Genomic DNA, 18,106 nt, shown 5'->3' on the forward strand with positions numbered 1-18,106 from the left:
CCGACAAGGGTTGGCGGTCGGTCCTACGAGTGAGCCTGGGACGCCTGGGTCAACGGTGCAGCCGGCCCGGTTGGTGGTGACCGGGCACGGGCAAACCGGGGTCGTGAGCCCCAGTCCGCCATCGGCTGCGCGCCACCTTAGACGACGGTGGGTGCCGCTGGGAACCCTTCGGGGAGTGGCGGATCGAGGCGGTGCGCGGCGGGCGGTCCGGATCCATTCTGGGACCAGCGGTCTCGGTATTTGGCGGCCGCGGCGAGGGTGCGTGTCGGGCTTGATAAATCGGATCGGCGATTGGCGTCGATCGTGCGCGGGTAGTGGCCGAACTGCGAATTGTCGAGGTGAAGCCGGTTAATTCGGGGCCTTTTCCGATAGGCTTCCGGTGTGGCTCACGTCGATGTCGAATCCACGGAGCTGACAGCGGAGCCGGCCGGTTGGTCGTTCAGCGGGCCGTTGCTGTGGCTGAAGTCGGCGTATTGTCGATCGCGACCGCCAATACGCCGATAGCCTGACCAGGCGTCGTCGCGTCGTTGCCATCGTTGCGTGCACCGCTTCGCTGGTCAGCGCGAGTTTCGCGGTGATCGAGGTGCTGGCCACCAGTCAGTGGTACGTGGTCTCGCTCAACGCCGTAATGGCCGTGGTGTTTGCGGTGATACCGCTGCTACACCGGCTCGGCGAGCTGGTTCCGGCGCTGGCGTTGGTGATTGCCGCCAACGTGTCACTGGTCGTGGTCAGTTGGATGATCGACTCGCACGTCGGGATCGCGTTCTACTTCCTGATGTCGGTGTTGGTTGCGGCGCTCGTGCTGGGCATCGATCACCTCATGTTGGCGGCGGCGGTGGTGACCTTCGGGGTCGTGATCAACATCGCGGCGGGAGTCGTGGCCCCGTTCCATGCCAGAAAGATGCCGGTCTGGGCCACCGATGCGGGCTTTGCGGTCACCACGATTTCGGCATCGGTGGTAGTCATGGCGACGATCTGGTACGCGCTCAATGAGATTGAGCGGGCCAAGGAGGCCATCGAGCTCGAGTACGAACGTGCGGAGTCGTTGCTCACCAACATCTTGCCGGCGAGTGTGGCGGCCCGGCTCAAGGACCCGGCGACCAAGATCATCGCCGACAACTACGACGACGTCTCGATACTGTTCGCCGATATTGCCGGCTACACCGACCGCGCCAGTCGCGCCACTGCGGAGGAGCTGGTGAAGTTTCTGAACCGCTTCTATGGCGAATGCGACGACCTGGTCGAGCGCCACGGGCTCGAGAAGGTCAAGACCTCCGGAGACTGCTACATCGTGGTGAGCGGTGTGCCGCAGCCCAAGTCGGACCACCTGGAGGCGCTGGCCCGGTTTGCGCTCAGCCTCTCGGATTCGGTGGGTCACCTTACCGATCACACCGGTGAGACGGTATCGATCCGCATCGGCCTGGCGGCCGGTCCGGTGGTGGCCGGCGTGGTCGGCACCAGCCGGTTCTTCTATGACGTCTGGGGCGATCCCGTCAACGTCGCTGCCCGCATGGAGTCCACGGGTTTCCCGGGACGCATTCAGGTTCCGCAGGATGTGTACGAGCGCCTCAGGGAGCGTTTTGTCTTCGAGGAGCGCGGCACCGTGGCGGTGAAGGGCAAGGGGATGCTGCACACCTGGTTTCTGGTCGGCGAGCGCACCTCCAAGTCATCGCCGGTGGGTGGGTCCGTAGTGGCCGCCGGTGATTGACGAGCGTCCACGTCTGCGACTCTGGTTCTTGGATGCCAAGCCGGCTGGTGCCGCACTGGCGGCGTGGGCCCGGAATGTCTGAGGCAGGATCGGGGGCTATGGACCAGCTATGGGCGAACCGGGCCGCGAGTTCTGAAGCCGCCATCACCGGGCGTCACTTCAAGCGGCTGTGGGGGCTACCGGGAACCCAGTTGGGCGTGGTGTCATGGCCGTCGGAACGCAAAGATCGCATGTTCGGCACCTGGCATTACTGGTGGCAGGCGCATCTGCTGGACTGCCTGATCGACGCGGAGTTGCGCGACCCGCAGGCCGAGCGGCGCAGCAGGATCAATCGGCAGGTTCGCTCACACCGGTTGCGCAACAATTTCTCCTGGACCAACAGCTATTACGACGACATGGCCTGGCTGGCGCTGGCACTGGAACGGGCGGCGCGGATAGCAGGTGTGCAGCGGCGCCGGGCGCTGCCCAAGCTCGCCGACCAGTTCGTCAAGGCCTGGGTGCCCGAGGACGGTGGCGGCATCCCGTGGCGCAAGCAGGATCAGTTCTTCAATGCTCCTGCCAATGGTCCGGCGGGGATATTTCTGGCCCGCTATGACGACCGGCTTGCTCGCGCTGAGCAGATGGGTGACTGGATCGACCGCACGCTGATCGACCCGGAGACGCACCTGGTCTTCGACGGCATCAAGGGCGGGTCGCTGGTCCGCGCTCAGTACACCTATTGCCAGGGGGTGGTGCTCGGCTTGGAGACGGAGCTGGCGGCGCGGACCGGAAACGATCGGCACGCGCCTCACGTCCATCGACTGGTCGCCGCCGTTGCCGAACACATGGCTTCCGCAGGCGTGTTGAAGGGGGCGGGCGGTGGAGAAGGCGGCCTCTTCGCGGGAATCACCGCCCGGTATCTGGCTCTGGTGGCCACCACCCTGCCGGGTGATTCCGCCGACGACGCGCAAGCGCGCGACACCGCCCGAGCGATAGTCCTCGCGTCGGCGAAATCAGCGTGGGATTGCCGGCAAACAGCGGACGGGCTGCCGGTGTTCGGGGCGTTCTGGGACCGCGACGCCGAGTTGCCCACCGCCGAGGGGCAGCAGGCACAGTTTGTCGAGGGCGCGGTGCAGGGCTCGGAGATCGCCGAGCGAGACCTGTCGGTGCAACTGTCGGGCTGGATGCTGATGGAGGCGGCCCACAGTGTCGCGGCGGTCAGCTCACTCGGGTAGCACTACCGGGTCGGAGGAGTCGGACTCGTTGTTGGGGGAGCGCCGCCGCGACCGGTAGCCCCGCCAGGCCGCAGTCATGGCCGGGATCAGGGACACGATCAGAATGCCCAGGATGATCTTTTCCAGGTTGTGGTGCACAAATGGCACATTGCCCAGAAAGTAGCCGGCCAGCGTGACTCCGGCACCCCAGCTGATCCCGCCGACGATGTCGAATGCCAGAAAGACCGGATAGCGCATGTAGGACACGCCGGCGATCACCGGCACGAAGGTTCGCGCGAACGGCACGAAGCGGGCCAGGATGACGGTCCAGGGCCCGTACTTCTCGAAGAAGGCGTGCGATTCGGTCACATAGTGCTTCTTGAAGAACCGCGAATCTTCCTTCTTGAACAGCGCGGGTCCGATCCGGCGCCCGATGAAATATGCGGTCTGGTCGCCCAGGACCGCCACCACAGCCACGGCCGGGGCGAGCACACCGATCGTGACCGGCGGATGCGCACTGGCGGCCAACAGACCCCCGGTAAACAGCAGCGATTCGCCCGGCAGCAGCGGAAACAGCAAACCGGTCTCGATAAAGACGATGAGCAATATGCCGGGAAGCACGGCGGACCCGAAAATTCCGTCGGCGCCCAGCCAATACATCGGGTCGAGGATGTCCGGCAAGGCCATCTCGGCGGTGTTCATGGTGTCTCAACATACCGGCTTGAACAGGTGGCGCACCGGAGTGGACACATTCCCCGGTCTTGCAATACTGGGTACACCCAGCCTTCAGGAGGAGTCTTTCATGCCCATCGCAACGCCCGAGGTCTATGCCGAGATGCTGGGACGTGCCAAAGAGAATTCGTACGCCTTCCCGGCCATCAACTGCACATCTTCGGAAACAGTCAACGCCGCGCTCAAAGGCTTCGCCGACGCCGGCAGTGACGGGATCATCCAGTTCTCCACCGGTGGTGCGGAGTTCGGTTCCGGCTTAGGTATCAAGAACATGGTGACCGGCGCCGTCGCGCTGGCCGAATTCACTCACATCGTCGCGGCCAAGTACCCGATCAACGTGGCGCTGCACACCGACCACTGCCCCAAGGACAAGCTCGACACCTACGTACGGCCGCTGCTGGCGATCTCCGCCGAACGGGTGTCGGCCGGAAAAGACCCGTTGTTCCAGTCGCACATGTGGGACGGTTCGGCGGTCCCGATCGATGAGAACCTGGTCATCGCGCAGGAGCTGCTCAAGGCGGCCGTGGCCGCCAAGATCATTCTCGAGATCGAAATCGGCGTGGTCGGCGGCGAAGAGGACGGCGTCGAGGCCGAGATCAACGAGAAGCTCTACACCACACCCGAGGATTTCGAGAAGACGGTTGACGCGCTGGGCGCCGGTGAGCAGGGCGCCTACCTGCTGGCGGCGACCTTCGGCAACGTGCACGGCGTCTACAAGCCGGGCAACGTCAAACTGCGCCCCGACATTCTCGACCAGGGGCAAAAGGTGGCCGCCGCCAAGCTCGGGCTGCCCGACAGCGCCAAGCCGTTCGACTTCGTCTTCCACGGCGGCTCGGGCTCCCTGAAGTCCGAGATCGAGGAGGCACTTCGGTACGGCGTGGTGAAGATGAATGTCGACACCGACACCCAGTACGCGTTCAGCCGACCCATCGTCGGGCACATGTTCACCAACTACGACGGCGTTCTCAAGGTAGACGGCGAGGTCGGCAACAAGAAGGTCTACGACCCGCGCAGCTACCTCAAGAAGGCCGAGGCCGGGATGACCGAACGGGTGATCGAGGCCTGCAACGACTTGCACTGCGCTGGGAAGTCGCTAGCCGGCTGAGCGGAGCCGGCTGGCCGGCTGAGCGGAGCCGGCTGGCCGGCGAGCGAAGTCGGCGAATTGAGCCGGAGCCGGCTGAGCGGAGCCGGTCAGAGGCCCTGCAGCTGCGTCAGGGTCAGGTGCGCGATTATGAAGTAGATGATCAGCTCCGTGCCGTCGACGATGGTGGCGATCAGCGGCCCCGAAACGATCGCGGGGTCGATGCACAACTTCTTGAGCAGCGGCGGCAGGATCGCCGCCACCAGCGATGACCACACCACGATGGCGGCCACCGTGACGGCCACCGTCACCGTGACCTGCGTGCCCACGTTCAGCGTCCAAGCGCGGATCACCGCGGCCACCGCCATGGTGAAGCCGACCAGTGCCCCCGTGGACAGTTCCTTGACCAGCACCGCGGGGACATCGCGGAACCTGACCTGACCGGTGGCCATCGCGCGCACCAGCGTGGTTGCGATCTGGGTGCCGGTATTGCCGCCGGTGCCGATCAGCAACGGGATGAAGAAGGCGAGCGCGATCACCGCCTCCATCTCGTCGGAGAACGCCCGCAACACGCTGCCGGTGTAGGCCTCGGCGACAAAGAGCACGAGTAGCCACACCACGCGCTTGCGCCACAGCAGCCATGGCGACGCACGCAGATACGGCACCTCCAGCGGGGCCGACCCGCCCTGACGCTCGGCGTCTTCGGTCGCTTCCTCCTGAGTGATGTCGAGGGCTTCGTCCTCGGCGATGATGCCCAGCAGGCGATTTTCCCCATCGACGACGGGGACCGCCATGAGGTTGTGGGTCATCAGCGTCTGTGCCGCCAATTCCTTGTCGGTCAGCGGTGAGACGACGATGAGATCCTCGGTCATCAATTCGGATACCAGGCGCTCGGGGTCGGCCAGAACCAGGGCCCGAAAGGCGACGACGCCCAACAGATGCGAGTCGGCGTCGATCACGTAGACGTAGGCGGTGGTCCGGGAGTCGCTGCGCAATCCTGCGGCGTGCTCGCGCACGGTAGCGATGGCATCCAGCACAGTCATGTTGGCGCCAATGGTCAGCGTTTCGGGCACCATGTGCGCCGCGGCGGAGTCCTCGGGCCAGCTCAGCAGGCCACGCAGGACAACCGCGCGCTTCAGCGGCAGCGAGGCCAGCAGGGCATCGCGCTTGGCGGTCTTGAACTCGCGCAGAATGTTGGCGGCGTGATCGGAGTCCAGCGCATCCAGCAGGCTGGCCGCCACCGCCGAGTCCATCGCTTGCAGCGCCTCGGCAGCCAGCATGTCGTCAACCGATTCGAACAACTCAACGCCGCTGGTGGTGTCGAGCAGGTCACCGAGCTTGGCCAATTCGGCTTTGGACAAGGAGGCAAGTTCACGGACGCGATCCGGCGCGTCGGTGACCACATCGAGCCACAAATCGACGGCTTTGGGCGTCCCGATGCCGACGACTTGTCGGATATCAATAGTCGATTGCTCGACGGTCGGGTAGTGGATGCTCACGTGAAACTCACCTGCCTCTCCTGGAACAGCGAATCGGGTCGAAATCCCCGCAGGAGCAGGCAATTCGCCAACACCCTGCCACAGAATGCATGTCGGCGCATTTCGGCAGCAGTCGATCTCCCACGCTGGAAACCGAGCTACTCCGTCAATTTGACGAACGGGTGGTGCGGGCCGGAACTAGCCCGAAACTACAGGTAACGAATGGGCCAATTGTTCGGCTAGTTCCGCAACCGTGGTTCGCGTGTTCTGGCATGTCTGCACTAATGGGGGGGGCGGTGACCGCGGCATTCTTCGGTGTTTGTGGAGACATCCGAATATGCAGTAGCCGCCGCGACTCACAGGGTAGACCCCCGGCGGTGGTAAACGAATAGTCGAGGTCATTGCGAGCGGATCACTGCGCGCCTTTTACCGTCGTGAAGCCTGCCTCAATCCTGGCGGGACGCAGCTTACCCGGCGCGGCCGGTGCGACTTGGGTCCCGCTGGATGGGGCTGGATGGGGAATGTCTCGGGGGAGTCGTGGTTCCCTCGACGAACAGCGCAACCGGTCGCCGCCGAAAGCCCCCGCGGCGAATCTGTTCTTGATCGAGTCCGGGAATTGGCCACAAATGGTTGGACCTGGAAAATGCGCGCTGGCGGACCCGGGGCCAGTGCTAACCGCGGTCATATTTGAAAGTTATTGCAGTGCAACAGATTTTGCGCGAAGTGCGGGCGGGTCGAGCGGGAGAATTGTTGCCCGGTGGAAGCTGCGGCGTGCGCTACTAGCTGCTCGGTGACTGGCAGATCTTCCACTGATCATAGCGGAACTGCAGATCAAGGCTGCGCGTCGAACGAACCTGCGGGTCGTAGGCCATGAAGGTGGTGATGTTGGCCTCGGCGTGCTGGCCGTTGACCACGACCTGGTCGATGCTGGCGATGACCGGATATTGCTTGGCCGCTGAGACCCGGCGGTAGGTTTCGTCCCACGAGCGTTCGTCGTAGTCCACATAGCCGTCGCGGGTGGTGCCGCAGGTGATGCTGCGCAGAGCGGTTAGATCGCCGGTCTGCACCGCGGCGTCGAAGTGCTGGATGGTTTGGCGCACCCGGTCTTCCTGGGACACGTTCGGGTGCTTGTTGCGGGTCAGTAGGACGGTGCCCAGGATGGCGATCGCCGCCAACGCCAACACGATCACGACAATTGCCAGTACCCAGCCCCAGTTGCGCTGTTTCAGGGCAACCGGTCTGCCGCTATCGCGCGGCGGGATCGATTGCGGCACCGCAGTTTTCGGCGGCATGCCGATCGGTGGTGGGCCAGCGGGCGGCGCTTGGTGGGTTTGGAACACCTCGGTGGCCGGCTCGGGTGCGGTCGCAATGACCTGAGTCTCCTTGGCGTCGAAGCCTGGCGCGGTGAAGCGCCGCTCAGGTTGCGCGTCCGCGCCTGACGGTTCGGGATCGGTAACGGGATCGGCCTTGGAGATGACCACAGTCTCGGTTTCAGTGTCATCGGGGATCAGGGGAAAGCTCTCGGTGCCTTCTTCCCCGGCCGCTGCGTCCCTGGTTTCGGTCCCGTCGCGGTCGGGCTCGGGTGCGTTGGGCATGAGTGCTGCTTTCCTCCCGCTATTGAGCGGGTAGGTTGGAGCTTAGCGACCATACCCCCGCTTGGGGTGATTGCCGAGCTAGGAACCGTTTGAGTGGCGGCCAGGCAGGCGAGTTTGGCTACGCCCAGAGCGGTTGGCAAAATGACGCCCATGACGTCGATGGGTGATCTTCTGGGGCCCGATCCTATTCTGCTGCCCCCCGACAGTGAGGCTGAGCAGAAGTTGCTGGCAGACGAAAGTCCCGCCACCGTCGCCGCCGCCCATCCGTCGGCGTCGGTGGCCTGGGCGGCGCTTGCCGAGGAGGCGCTCGACGACGACAAGGTCATCACTGCCTACGCGTACGCGCGCACCGGTTATCACCGTGGCCTGGACAAGTTGCGCCGCAACGGCTGGAAAGGCTTCGGGTCGGTGCCCTACGCGCACGAATCCAACCAAGGCTTCCTGCGGTGCGTGGCCGCTCTGGCGCGTGCCGCTGACTCCATCGGCGAGACCGACGAGTACCGGCGGTGTTTGGACCTGCTCGACGATTGCGACCCGACGGCCCGTTCGGTGCTTGGGTTCTAGGCGAGCAACTCTTCTTGCTGGGCGGCTTGCTGGCCAACTGGCACCGGCCGTCGAGGCTGCGAACCGGGCCAGGCGTTGTCCCGACACTTCCGAGCCTGGCGACGCTAGCCGCTTCGCGGGCATCCGTGCGTCATGCACCGAAGCCACTTCGCGGCACCCTTCGTGCGGTTCGCCATCCAATAAGGAGCCCCGAAGCCCTGAGAGGCCTTGATAACGTGAGGCGTGGCAAGAACGTTCGACGATCTGGTGGCCGAATCTACGTCAGCGCCCGTGGCCGGCTGGGACTTCTCTTGGTTGGATGGCCGCGCGACCGAAGAGCGCCCGTCATGGGGCTATCAACGATTGCTAGGTCAGCGTCTGGCGAACGCGACGGCCGCCTTGGACCTGGAAACCGGCGCCGGCGAGATGTTAGCCGGCGCGGGCAACTTCCCGACCACCATGGCCGCCACCGAATCATGGCCGCCCAACGCGGCTCTGGCCACCAAGCTGCTGCATCCGTTGGGTGTGGTGGTGGTCGCCACCGGTGACAAGCCGCCATTGCCGTTCACGGACGCCGCGTTCGGTTTGGTGACCAGCCGTCACCCGTCCAACCTGTGCTGGGGAGAGGTCGCCCGGGTGCTGCAGGCGGGTGGCACGTATTTTGCCCAGCACGTCGGGCCTGCGACATTGTGGAGCCTGCGCGAGCATTTCCTCGGGCCGCGACAGCACGGCGGGCCCGATCAGTACGCCGACCGGATGCGCACGGAAATCACCGGCGCCGGCCTCGAGATCGTCGATATGCGGATCGAGCGGCTTCGGGTGGAGTTCTTCGACGTCGGGGCCGTCATCTATTTTCTGCGAAAGGTGATCTGGTTTCTGCCGGACTTCACCGTCGAGTGCTACCACGATCAGCTGCGGGCGCTGCACAACCATATCCAGTCCGAAGGCTCGTTTGTCACACACTTGACCCGGGTACTCATTGAGGCCCGCAAGCCACTCTAAGGCCGGTCGGCGGGTTGCCGACGGAAACTGAATCACTCAGGTTGCAAGCCCATCTCGGCCCATCCTGCGGCATCGTCGCCCGTCGGGTGCTGCCTCCACTGCCCTGGCCCAAACAATTTCGTATGGAGAACCATACGTTTTTGTATATAGGCTGCGCCGACGTGCATCGTCGAGCACCGACAGGAGGTGAGGGTATGTCCCACGAAGTGTTGTTCTGCGAGAAAGAGAGCACCCACTCGTGCTACGTGTTCAGCGCCAACGAACTCACCGAGTGAGAGTTGGCTTCTGACCGGCACAGTGAGACGCCGATCCGACGGGATGTGGGCAAGTTGGGCTCACATCCCGTCGGTATCGGCAACAAGTCAGTGCAAATGCTTCGTGGCGAGTGGGGCCACGATCGAGAGAAGTTGCCCTAGATGGCCGGACCTGTCCTGTACCGCTCATTGATGAGCGACAACCTGCGTTGGTACGCGCTTGAACTGCGCGAGGGCGACATCGTCATTTCCGCGCCGTGGAAATGCGGCGTGACTTGGACCCAGCGGTTGGTCTCACTGCTCGTCTTCGAGGGCCCGCAGCTGCCGGCGCCAATGTCGAGGGTGTCACCGTGGCTCGACCAGACGATTCGCCCGATCGAGGATGTGGTGAGGGCCCTGGATGCGCAGCGGCATCGCCGGTTCATCAAGACTCACACGCCGTTGGATGGTCTGGTGCTCGACGATCGGGTTACCTACATCGGGGTGGGCCGCGATCCGCGTGACGCCGCGGTATCGGAGCTGTTCCAGTGGGCCAACGTGGAAGCCAGCGCATTGCGGACCCCCGAAGTGACGGCGATGCCGCACCAGCGATTTGTTCAGTCAGACGCCGACTTCCGGCTCACCTTCGATTGCGCCCATGACCGGATTGAGGCGTTCCGAAGCTGGATGGACGCGGCGGCCGTGCCGTCGTCGGAGATGCGGTTTCAGCCGCCGACCGAGATCGGATCCCTGGCCGCCATCCTGCATCACTTCGGCTCGCTCTGGCAGCGGCGCCACCTGCCCAACGTCGCCATGTTCCACTTTGCCGACTATCAAGCGGATTTGGTGGGTGAGCTGATCCGGCTGGCCGAGGTGCTCGGTATTGAGCTGGGGTGTGCTCGCGCCCGGGAGCTGGCCGCCTACGCCACGCTGGATGCTATGCGGGAGCGCGCTTTCGACTTCGCTCCCAACGTCACAGACGGTGTGTGGCGTAGCAACGAGCGCTTCTTTCGGGCGGGGGGTCGGGGTGAGTGGCGGGAGATCCTTTGTGGGGCTGAGCAACAGCGATACGAGGAGCGTGTCGCCGCACTGGCTCCGCCGGATTTGGCCGCCTGGGCGCACGGCGGTCGGCAGGCCCGCGACCCCGCCGTCGGGTAGGCAGGGTGGCCGAAGCGGGCCGCTTGGATCAGCCGATCGCGGGCACCGCGTCCGAACAGCTATCGGGACATTCCTGGATGCCCGCGGTGTGCTCGATCTGGACCGTGGCATGGTGCAGCCCACGGTCGGAGAGCACGGCGCGCGCGTCGTACAGCACCCGCGCGGAGTCCGCGCTGCTGGTCAGTTGGGCGGTAGCCATGTCCTTGCCGGGGGCCAGCGTCCACACGTGCGGGTCGTGCACCTCGGTCACGCCGTCCATGGCGCGCAGCGCCGAACGAAGCTCGTCGACGTCGATATGTCTCGGCGAGGATTCGGAAAGGATTCGTAGCGCGGCGCGGGCCAACGAGACCGCCCGCGGCGCCACCCACAGCGCGACCAGCACGGCGACCACAACGTCCGCGTAAGGCCAGCTGGTCGTGACGGTAACCACGCCCGCGGCCAGCACGCCGAGGCTGCCGACGGTGTCGGCGACGACTTCCATGTAGGCGCCCTTGACCGCCAGGCTGCTGTCGGCGTGCGAACGCAGCAGCAGCGCAACCACGATGTTGGCGGACAGGCCGGCGAGTGCCACCACGATCATCGGCAGGCCGGGCACCGAGGGCGCCTCGCGCAGGCGATCGATCGCTTCATAGACGATGAACAGCGCGACCCCGATGAGCAGCGCCGCGTTGGCGACCGCGGTGAACACCTCGGCGCGATGCCAGCCGTAGGTGCGGTTTGGCGACGAGCTGCCCCGCCTGCCCAGGATGACGGCGGCCAGTCCCATGAACACCGCGACCACGTCGGTGAGCATGTGGCCCGCATCGGCGAGCAGCGCGATCGAATTGATCAGCCATGCGGTGGTCAGTTCCACCACGAAAAACATCGCCAGGATCGTCGACGCACAGACCATCCGGGGAATCATCCGTGAGGCGTAGGCCGTAACGGGGGTGTGATTGTGTCCAGCGCCCACGGCAGAGCCATATATGCGTATTTATGCATATATTGCAACCGTGGTCAGATCCACTGACTCCAGAAGCGGGTCAGCGAGTTGCCGACCATCGCCAGTAGGTGGGGTACCCCGGAAAAGTCGAAGACCCAGCCGACAAACTCGAACAGCCACTGGTTGAGCACCGGCGCCAAGAGCAAGAACAGCAGGATGAAGATGCCAAATTGCTTGGCGGGTGCCAGCGCGCGCTGAGTCTGTGGGCTCAGATGGGGCTCCAATGCGTCGTAGCCGTCCAGACCGGGGATCGGCAGCAGGTTCAGCACCACCGCCATGATCTGCAGAAAACCCAGGAACGCCGCTCCGGCCCACAACACCCAGTGGTCCTGGTCATAGAACAATCTGGTTGCGGTAAGCAGCAACACCGCCAGCACCACGTTGGCGGCCGGCCCCGCCAGACTGACCAAGGTGCGTCGGGTCGGCGTCATGAACCACGTCCGCACGTACACCGCGGCACCCGGTAGTCCGATTCCGCCCAACGCGATGAAAACCATCGGCAACAGCAGCGACAGCGCGGGGTGGCTGTAGCGCCGCGGGTCCAGGGTCAGGTAACCGCGCACCGCGACGTCGTGATCGCCGAATCGCCAGGCGGTGAACGCATGCCCGAACTCGTGCAGGCATAGCGAGACCAGCCAGCCGGCGATGACGAAGACGAACACCCCGGCATACGCCAAGGGACGGACGCTGGATCCCGCCAGCCAGGCCAGCGCCGCTCCAACTGTCGTCAGCCCGACCAGGCCCAGAAAGATCGGGCTGGGTCGCACCGACTCGTGCAGGCCCATTTCGCTCACCGGTCGAAAGCTACCGGACCAGCAGCCAGCCTTCGACGTTGCGGTAGAACGTGGAGCGCCGCACGGCCCGGGGTGCCGGGATACCGTCGCGGATCACTCGGGCGCCGCTGGTGCCCAGCTGGGCGGCGCGTCCGCCAATCCAGCGTCGCCATGGTCTGCGGTCGTGCCGGGCGGCCCGCAGGCCGGGAAGCTCCAGCGTCGGCTGGATGTAGACACCGGCAATGTCGCCGTTGAACAGCGTGTTGTCGTCGACGACCGCCTCGCCGTGGATCGTCTGCTGGTCATCGGCGGGTAGCCAGCGGGCGCGCCCGACGATCACCGTCGCGGTTTCGTCGCGAATCAGCGGCACCCGCCCCGCGCTGCCGCGCCGGGCGCGCCATGCGCCGCGGCGTCCCGCGGCCAACCGGTACACCCGGGTCGCTGTGGTGCGCCGGCGCGGCACGTAGGCCACCTCGATGTCGAGTCGGTCGGTCCGCAGTAGCCGGGTCAGCACCGCGGCCAGGTCGGCATCACCGCCGATCACAGCGAGCCGTTGGTAGGCGGCCAGCGCGGCGTCGATGGACGCGGAATCGCCGACTTGATGGGTCGGCAGGCCGGTCAGTGGGGCGGGCACGGCTTGACCATCGAACACCAGTACCGCCATGCTTGGCGTGTTCGCGGCCGATTTCACCCCCATATTGCTGCCCATTCTTGAAGCTCCTCCTGACCTCCTGGGTAGGGTAGGTCACCGGCTGGAACACAATAAGCGGGCTTAACCCGTGAGACCAGGGAGCGCGTCATGCCGGCAATCGTCCTCATCGGAGCCCAGTGGGGCGACGAGGGCAAAGGTAAAGCCACCGATCTACTCGGTGGACGGGTGCAGTGGGTGGTGCGCTACCAGGGCGGTAACAACGCCGGGCACACCGTGGTCTTGCCCTCCGGCGAGAACTTCGCGTTGCACCTCATTCCGTCCGGCGTGCTGACGCCGGGGGTCACCAACGTGATCGGCAACGGAGTCGTGATAGACCCAGGGGTCCTGCTCAGCGAGCTGAAAGGGCTGGAAGATCGCGGGGTCGACACCTCCAAGCTGTTGATCTCCGCGGACGCGCATCTGCTGATGCCCTACCACGTGGCCATCGACAAGGTGACCGAGCGCTACATGGGTAGCAAGAAGATCGGGACCACCGGTCGCGGTATCGGCCCGTGCTACCAGGACAAGGTCGCCCGAATGGGCATTCGGGTGGCTGACGTGCTCGACACCGACCAACTCGCGCACAAGGTCGAGGCGGCCCTCGAATTCAAGAACCAGGTGCTGGTCAAGATCTACAACCGCAAGGCGCTGGATCCGGACCAGGTGGTCGAGTCGCTATTGGAGCAGGCCGAGGGTTTCCGCCATCGCATCGCCGACGCTCGCTTGCTGCTCAACAACGCGCTGGAGGCCGGCGAGACGGTGTTGCTGGAAGGTTCCCAGGGCACCCTGCTCGACGTCGACCACGGCACCTACCCGTACGTGACGTCTTCCAATCCGACAGCCGGCGGGGCTGCCGTTGGTTCCGGCATCGGACCCACCCGGATTCGCACGGTGCTGGGGATTCTCAAGGCGTACACCACCCGGGTGGGCTCCGGCCCGTTCCCCACCGAGCTGTTCGACGAGAGCGGCGAATACCTGTCCAAGACCGGTGGCGAATTCGGCGTCACCACCGGCCGGCGCCGCCGCTGTGGCTGGTTCGACGCCGTCATCGCGCGCTACGCCACCCGGGTCAACGGCATCACCGACTACTTCTTGACCAAACTCGACGTGCTCTCCAGCCTGGAAACGGTGCCGGTGTGCGTCGGATATGAGATCGACGGCAAATGCACCAGTGAGATGCCGATGACCCAAAGCGATCTGTGCCGTGCCAAACCGGTCTACGAGGAGCTACCGGGCTGGTGGGAGGACATCTCGGCGGCACGGGAATTCGACGACCTGCCGGCCAAGGCCCGCGACTATGTGCTGCGGCTCGAAGAGATTGCCGGAGCGCCGGTTTCGTGCATCGGTGTCGGTCCCGGACGGGACCAGACCATCGTTCGACGGGACATCCTGCAGGAACGCGCGTGACCCATTATTCTTCGCTCGGATCGGAAGGGTCCGGGGAAGAAGTCGATCCCGAATACGAGCATCACGGCGGGTTCCCGGAGTACGGACCCGCCAGCCCCGGTCCTGGCTTTGGCCGATTCATGGCAGCGATGCGCCGATTGCAGGATCTGGCCGTGTCTGCCGATCCCGGTGACGGCGTGTGGGACCAAGCCGCCGAGCAGGCCGACGCACTGGCAAGCCTGCTCGGCCCGTTCCAGGCCGATGAGGGACAAGGGCCCGCCGGGCGAACACCCGATCTGCCCGGCATGGGCAGCCTGCTGCTGCCGCCGTGGACATTGACCCGCTACGCCCCCGACGGTGTGGAAATGCGGGGATCATTCAGCCGATTCCATGTCGGCGGCAACTCGGCGGTGCACGGTGGCGTGCTGCCGCTGTTGTTTGACCACATGTTCGGCATGATCTCGCACGCGGCGGCGCGGCCCATTAGCCGAACCGCCTTCCTGCACGTCGACTACCGCAAGATCACCCCGATCGATACCCCGTTGCTGGTGGGTGGGCGGGTCACCCGCATCGAGGGCCGCAAGGCGTTCGTGGCCGCGGAACTGGTCGACGCCGACGAGGTGTTGTTGGCCGAAGCCAACGGTCTGATGGTGCGACTGCTACCGGACCAGCCCTAGCCCGTCGCCTGGCGGATGTACTCGCCGATCTGGCGCAGGCTGTACGTCGCCTCGGGCAGCATCGGCGCGGCCACCTGGAAGTCGTGCAAGAGTGCTTCGGCCCCAGAGGCGTGGATGAGGGTACGGGGCCCTGGCGGGAAACATCGCGTCTGACTTGATGTTGGGATGGGCCTTCTTTGGACCGCATTGCCAACTGCCCCAGATCTTGTGGGAGCCGTTCGCGGCCGCTATGTCACAGTCGATAATGCTGCCAGCATCGGTGGCGCTGTTGGGCCTGAGCGCCGCGCTGTTCATGGTCGGATTGGCGAACTCGGCCGCCCGGCCGCCCATACGCCAGTGCGCGCCTTCAGACTTCCCTTGACGTTGAAAGCTTGCGTGACGCAATCGGTTACGGGCGGTTAGGCAGTCGGAACTGCTGCGGGACGTGCCGAGCAGCGCCAGGCGACGGGACTGCTCAGCACGAATCGGGTCATCTCGGCGACGAATACATCCTTGGCGATGGGTGGTTCTTCGACGACGTAGCGAATTATCGAGCCAAGAAGCTGCACGATGATCCATGTCGCGGCATCCACGTCCATGTCGATGGATTGGTCCGGCGGCGCAATCGCGTATCCCTTGATGGTCTCCGTCATCAGTTCTCTGAGGGGCCTGAGCACGTCCGCGCTGGTGCGTCCGGGCAACTGACCGGAGATCACCCGGAGAATCTGAGGCCGTTCCAGCATGGCATCGACCTGCGCCTCAATGGCGGCGGACAGCGGAACATCGTGTTCGGACCGGACTAGCGAGGCCAGGTTCCCCGTGACTTGGTCCAGCAGCTGCTGGGTGTATTCGGCTACCACCGCGTGCAAGATGGCGTCCTTGTTGGCGAAGTACTGATACAGCGAGCCCGGACTAATGCCTGCCGCTGCAGCGATGCGATTCGTGGACGTGCCGTCGTAGCCGCGTTCTTCGAGAAGCATTCTGGCCGCGTCGAGGATCCGTTTGACGGTATCTTTCGACCGATCCTGGGTGGGTACTTTGCGAAACGTTGCGCTTTTCGGGGCATTGGTACTTCGGTACTCCTTCGAATCTCCACGCTGCGGTCCATTGGACGCGGTCGTTCGCACGCTAGACCGTGCACTCGGCTGGCTCCGACGACCTGAATCAATGTCCGCCAACCATGCCTCGGGCACATAAATGCATAGCGAAGCTATTTTATAGGGACGGTTACGCATGGATACATGCGCATCCGACTATGCATGGTAACGGCAGTCGTTGGAGTAGGCAACCGTAATTGACAAACTATCTAGAGGCCGGCAACCGAGTTGCAGGCGGGTGTGCAGCAGCTCGGGCGATCGCCAGCCATTGCGGTGGGGTTATTGGGCGGCGTTCGGATCGGGCGGAACCACGATGATGGTCGCTCCGGGAATTGCCGCCAGGGTGGCCGCCAGGTTGGCGACCATCCCCGGCGGTAGACCAGAGGGCAACCCCGGAATGTTTGCCGCGGCTGCGGCGGCCGGAACCGATGGGGTGTTCGCGGCCGGTCTGGCGGCCGCCGCGGCCCCGCCGCCGCCGGCTGATGGGGCTCCGGTGGTTGGGGTGGGGGCCGAGCCGCTGCCCCGGGCGGCAAAACCGGCCAGGCTGGCCCCGGCTATCCCCGCCGCCGCGATACCGGTGTATTGGCCATCGGACCCGCCGGTCAAATACATCGGGGTTGCGCCGGGGAACATCGCCGCCACCTGCCGCACCGTCGGAGGAAGATTCCAGGCCGGTGGTACCGAGAGTCCGCCGATGTTGGCCGAGTAGCCCGAAAGTGCAGCGATCGGCGGCGACGGCGGGCTCGCCAGCCGTTGCCCGCCCGGAGTGGTGATGGTGTCTCGATCAGGGTTGCTCAGGCCCGCCGCCGGTAGCTCGTCGTACTCCCCGCCACAGACCGGGGCGTTCTCGTCTTCGTCGACGACGTCGTGGCGGTACACCTCGCCCAGCTGAATCGCGGAGACGCCCAGGGCGCCCAGGGAGACCACCACGGCTGCGAGGACCAGCAGGTCGAGGTCCTCGAACGGGTTCGGTATGGCGTTGAACGGGGCGGGCAGAAACGACTGAAGGAGGGGCAAAATGCTGGTTTCCGCCGGTGTGGCAGCGGCGGCGGCCGCTGGCACCGTGGCCGCGCTGAGCGCTTGGGTCCCCGTCGTTGTTGCAGGTGGCGAGGTGAATGGCGCCAAGTCCGTCGCGGCCGCCGAGGTGCCAGCGTAGCCGTCCATCGCGACGATGTCCTGGGCCCACATCTCGCTGTAGTCGGCTTCGCTGGTTGCGATCGCCGGGGTGTTCTGCCCGAAAATGTTGCTCCGCACCAACGAAAGCATGGTGCTGCGATTGGCCGCGATCTGGCCAGGAGGAACGATCGCCGCGTGCGCGGACTCGTAGGCGTTGGCGGCGCTGAGGGCTTGGGCCGCGGCCTGCTCGGCCTGCGCGGCGGTGGACCGCATCCACGCCACATAGGGGGCCGCCGCGGCCGCCATCGACAGTGCCGAGGGGCCTTGCCAGTCAGCGGCGGCAAGCCCGGCGATCACCGAGGAATACGAGGCGGCTGTGGCGTTCAGTTCGTTTGCCAACCGCCCCCAGGCCCGGGCCGCCTGCACCAGCGGAGCCGAGCCCGGACCGACATACATCCGGGCGGAATTGATCTCCGGGGGCAGCGCCCCGAAGTCCATCCCCATGGTCATTGCGGCCTACCTCCCCGGCTGGCCGCGGCGGCGCCGGCGACGGTGTCTTGGGCGTGGGAAGCCGTGTCAGTGACGACCCGAGCGACGTTGGCCACGGCCAGCGTCTCAGGCTGCGTCGTCAGGAAAGACATCGACTTCTCCTCGACGGATTAGGGCGTGTCTGCTTAATGTG

The 18,106-nt window shown here is 65.1% G+C and carries 17 protein-coding genes; 8 read left to right on the plus strand and 9 right to left on the minus strand.

The genetic code is table 11. The annotated features are described in order from the left end of the window. Positions 1 to 505: 505 nt before the first annotated feature. Both G6N41_RS10730 and G6N41_RS10735 read left to right on the plus strand, forming a co-directional pair. Complete coding sequence (locus tag G6N41_RS10730) at positions 506 to 1,708, plus strand: adenylate/guanylate cyclase domain-containing protein (protein ID WP_336282412.1); 1,203 nt, start codon at positions 506 to 508, stop codon at positions 1,706 to 1,708. A 98-nt stretch (positions 1,709 to 1,806) separates the two neighbouring features. Beyond that, positions 1,807 to 2,922 carry a glycoside hydrolase family 76 protein gene (locus G6N41_RS10735; protein ID WP_198967332.1) on the plus strand — a complete coding sequence of 372 codons (1,116 nt, stop codon included), beginning with the start codon at positions 1,807 to 1,809 and terminating at the stop codon, positions 2,920 to 2,922. Here the strand turns inward: G6N41_RS10735 and G6N41_RS10740 are convergent. Beyond that, positions 2,911 to 3,603, minus strand: a complete 693-nt coding sequence (locus tag G6N41_RS10740) for a DedA family protein (protein ID WP_012392627.1) — start codon at positions 3,601 to 3,603, stop codon at positions 2,911 to 2,913. The two genes, G6N41_RS10735 and G6N41_RS10740, sit on opposite strands and share 12 nt — an antisense overlap. 100 nt (positions 3,604 to 3,703) lie before the next feature. Here G6N41_RS10740 and fbaA point away from each other — a divergent pair, with 100 nt between their 5' ends. Next, entirely contained in the window at positions 3,704 to 4,738 is a 1,035-nt protein-coding gene (gene fbaA / locus G6N41_RS10745; RefSeq protein ID WP_117423702.1) for a class II fructose-bisphosphate aldolase, read from the plus strand. An 86-nt stretch (positions 4,739 to 4,824) separates the two neighbouring features. On the opposite strand, the gene mgtE is transcribed toward fbaA, so the two are convergent. Next, a complete protein-coding gene (mgtE, locus tag G6N41_RS10750) occupies positions 4,825 to 6,207 on the minus strand; it encodes a magnesium transporter (RefSeq protein WP_198967820.1) in 1,383 nt (460 codons plus the stop codon). Between the two features lie 764 nt (positions 6,208 to 6,971). Next, positions 6,972 to 7,787 (minus strand): Rv0361 family membrane protein, encoded by an 816-nt coding sequence (locus tag G6N41_RS10755; RefSeq protein ID WP_198967333.1) that lies wholly within the window; start codon positions 7,785 to 7,787, stop codon positions 6,972 to 6,974. A gap of 150 nt (positions 7,788 to 7,937) precedes the next feature. On the opposite strand from G6N41_RS10755, the gene G6N41_RS10760 reads away from it, so the two are divergent. From G6N41_RS10760 to G6N41_RS10770, 3 genes are all read left to right on the plus strand, one after another. Next, a complete protein-coding gene (locus G6N41_RS10760; RefSeq protein WP_198967334.1) occupies positions 7,938 to 8,351 on the plus strand; it encodes a DUF3151 domain-containing protein in 414 nt (137 codons plus the stop codon). 222 nt (positions 8,352 to 8,573) lie between these two features. Beyond that, a complete protein-coding gene (locus G6N41_RS10765; protein ID WP_198967335.1) occupies positions 8,574 to 9,332 on the plus strand; it encodes a class I SAM-dependent methyltransferase in 759 nt (252 codons plus the stop codon). Positions 9,333 to 9,748: 416 nt separating this feature from the next. After that, complete coding sequence (locus tag G6N41_RS10770) at positions 9,749 to 10,723, plus strand: sulfotransferase domain-containing protein (RefSeq protein ID WP_198967336.1); 975 nt, start codon at positions 9,749 to 9,751, stop codon at positions 10,721 to 10,723. 28 nt (positions 10,724 to 10,751) lie between these two features. On the opposite strand, the gene G6N41_RS10775 is transcribed toward G6N41_RS10770, so the two are convergent. Genes G6N41_RS10775 through G6N41_RS10785 form a run of 3 tightly spaced genes read right to left on the minus strand, consistent with a single transcriptional unit; the run spans position 10,752 to position 13,187 of the window. Then, positions 10,752 to 11,675: a cation diffusion facilitator family transporter gene (locus G6N41_RS10775; RefSeq protein ID WP_198967337.1), complete on the minus strand. Its 924-nt coding sequence runs from the start codon at positions 11,673 to 11,675 to the stop codon at positions 10,752 to 10,754. A 44-nt stretch (positions 11,676 to 11,719) separates the two neighbouring features. Then, the gene (locus tag G6N41_RS10780; protein ID WP_099052611.1) at positions 11,720 to 12,499 is read right to left on the minus strand and encodes a site-2 protease family protein; all 780 of its coding nucleotides are present in this window, start codon (positions 12,497 to 12,499) and stop codon (positions 11,720 to 11,722) included. A 10-nt stretch (positions 12,500 to 12,509) separates the two neighbouring features. Further along, positions 12,510 to 13,187: a peptidase M50 gene (locus tag G6N41_RS10785; protein ID WP_198967338.1), complete on the minus strand. Its 678-nt coding sequence runs from the start codon at positions 13,185 to 13,187 to the stop codon at positions 12,510 to 12,512. Positions 13,188 to 13,277: 90 nt separating this feature from the next. On the opposite strand from G6N41_RS10785, the gene G6N41_RS10790 reads away from it, so the two are divergent. Both G6N41_RS10790 and G6N41_RS10795 read left to right on the plus strand, forming a co-directional pair. After that, positions 13,278 to 14,576, plus strand: a complete 1,299-nt coding sequence (locus G6N41_RS10790) for an adenylosuccinate synthase (RefSeq protein WP_198967339.1) — start codon at positions 13,278 to 13,280, stop codon at positions 14,574 to 14,576. Then, the gene (locus G6N41_RS10795; protein WP_198967340.1) at positions 14,573 to 15,232 is read left to right on the plus strand and encodes a PaaI family thioesterase; all 660 of its coding nucleotides are present in this window, start codon (positions 14,573 to 14,575) and stop codon (positions 15,230 to 15,232) included. Before G6N41_RS10790 ends, G6N41_RS10795 begins: the two co-directional genes overlap by 4 nt. 398 nt (positions 15,233 to 15,630) lie before the next feature. Here the strand turns inward: G6N41_RS10795 and G6N41_RS10805 are convergent, their stop codons facing one another. The 3 genes from G6N41_RS10805 to G6N41_RS29515 all read right to left on the minus strand — a co-directional run bounded on the left by G6N41_RS10805 (position 15,631) and on the right by G6N41_RS29515 (position 18,065). Then, entirely contained in the window at positions 15,631 to 16,446 is an 816-nt protein-coding gene (locus G6N41_RS10805) for a TetR/AcrR family transcriptional regulator (RefSeq protein WP_259593909.1), read from the minus strand. 141 nt (positions 16,447 to 16,587) lie between these two features. Beyond that, positions 16,588 to 17,922 (minus strand): PPE family protein, encoded by a 1,335-nt coding sequence (locus tag G6N41_RS10810; RefSeq protein ID WP_198967821.1) that lies wholly within the window; start codon positions 17,920 to 17,922, stop codon positions 16,588 to 16,590. A gap of 8 nt (positions 17,923 to 17,930) precedes the next feature. Next, the gene (locus tag G6N41_RS29515) at positions 17,931 to 18,065 is read right to left on the minus strand and encodes a hypothetical protein (RefSeq protein WP_258035685.1); all 135 of its coding nucleotides are present in this window, start codon (positions 18,063 to 18,065) and stop codon (positions 17,931 to 17,933) included. Positions 18,066 to 18,106: the final 41 nt, after the last annotated feature.

The sequence above is a fragment of the Mycobacterium shottsii genome (genome assembly GCF_010728525.1).
Lineage (GTDB): Bacteria > Actinomycetota > Actinomycetes > Mycobacteriales > Mycobacteriaceae > Mycobacterium > Mycobacterium marinum.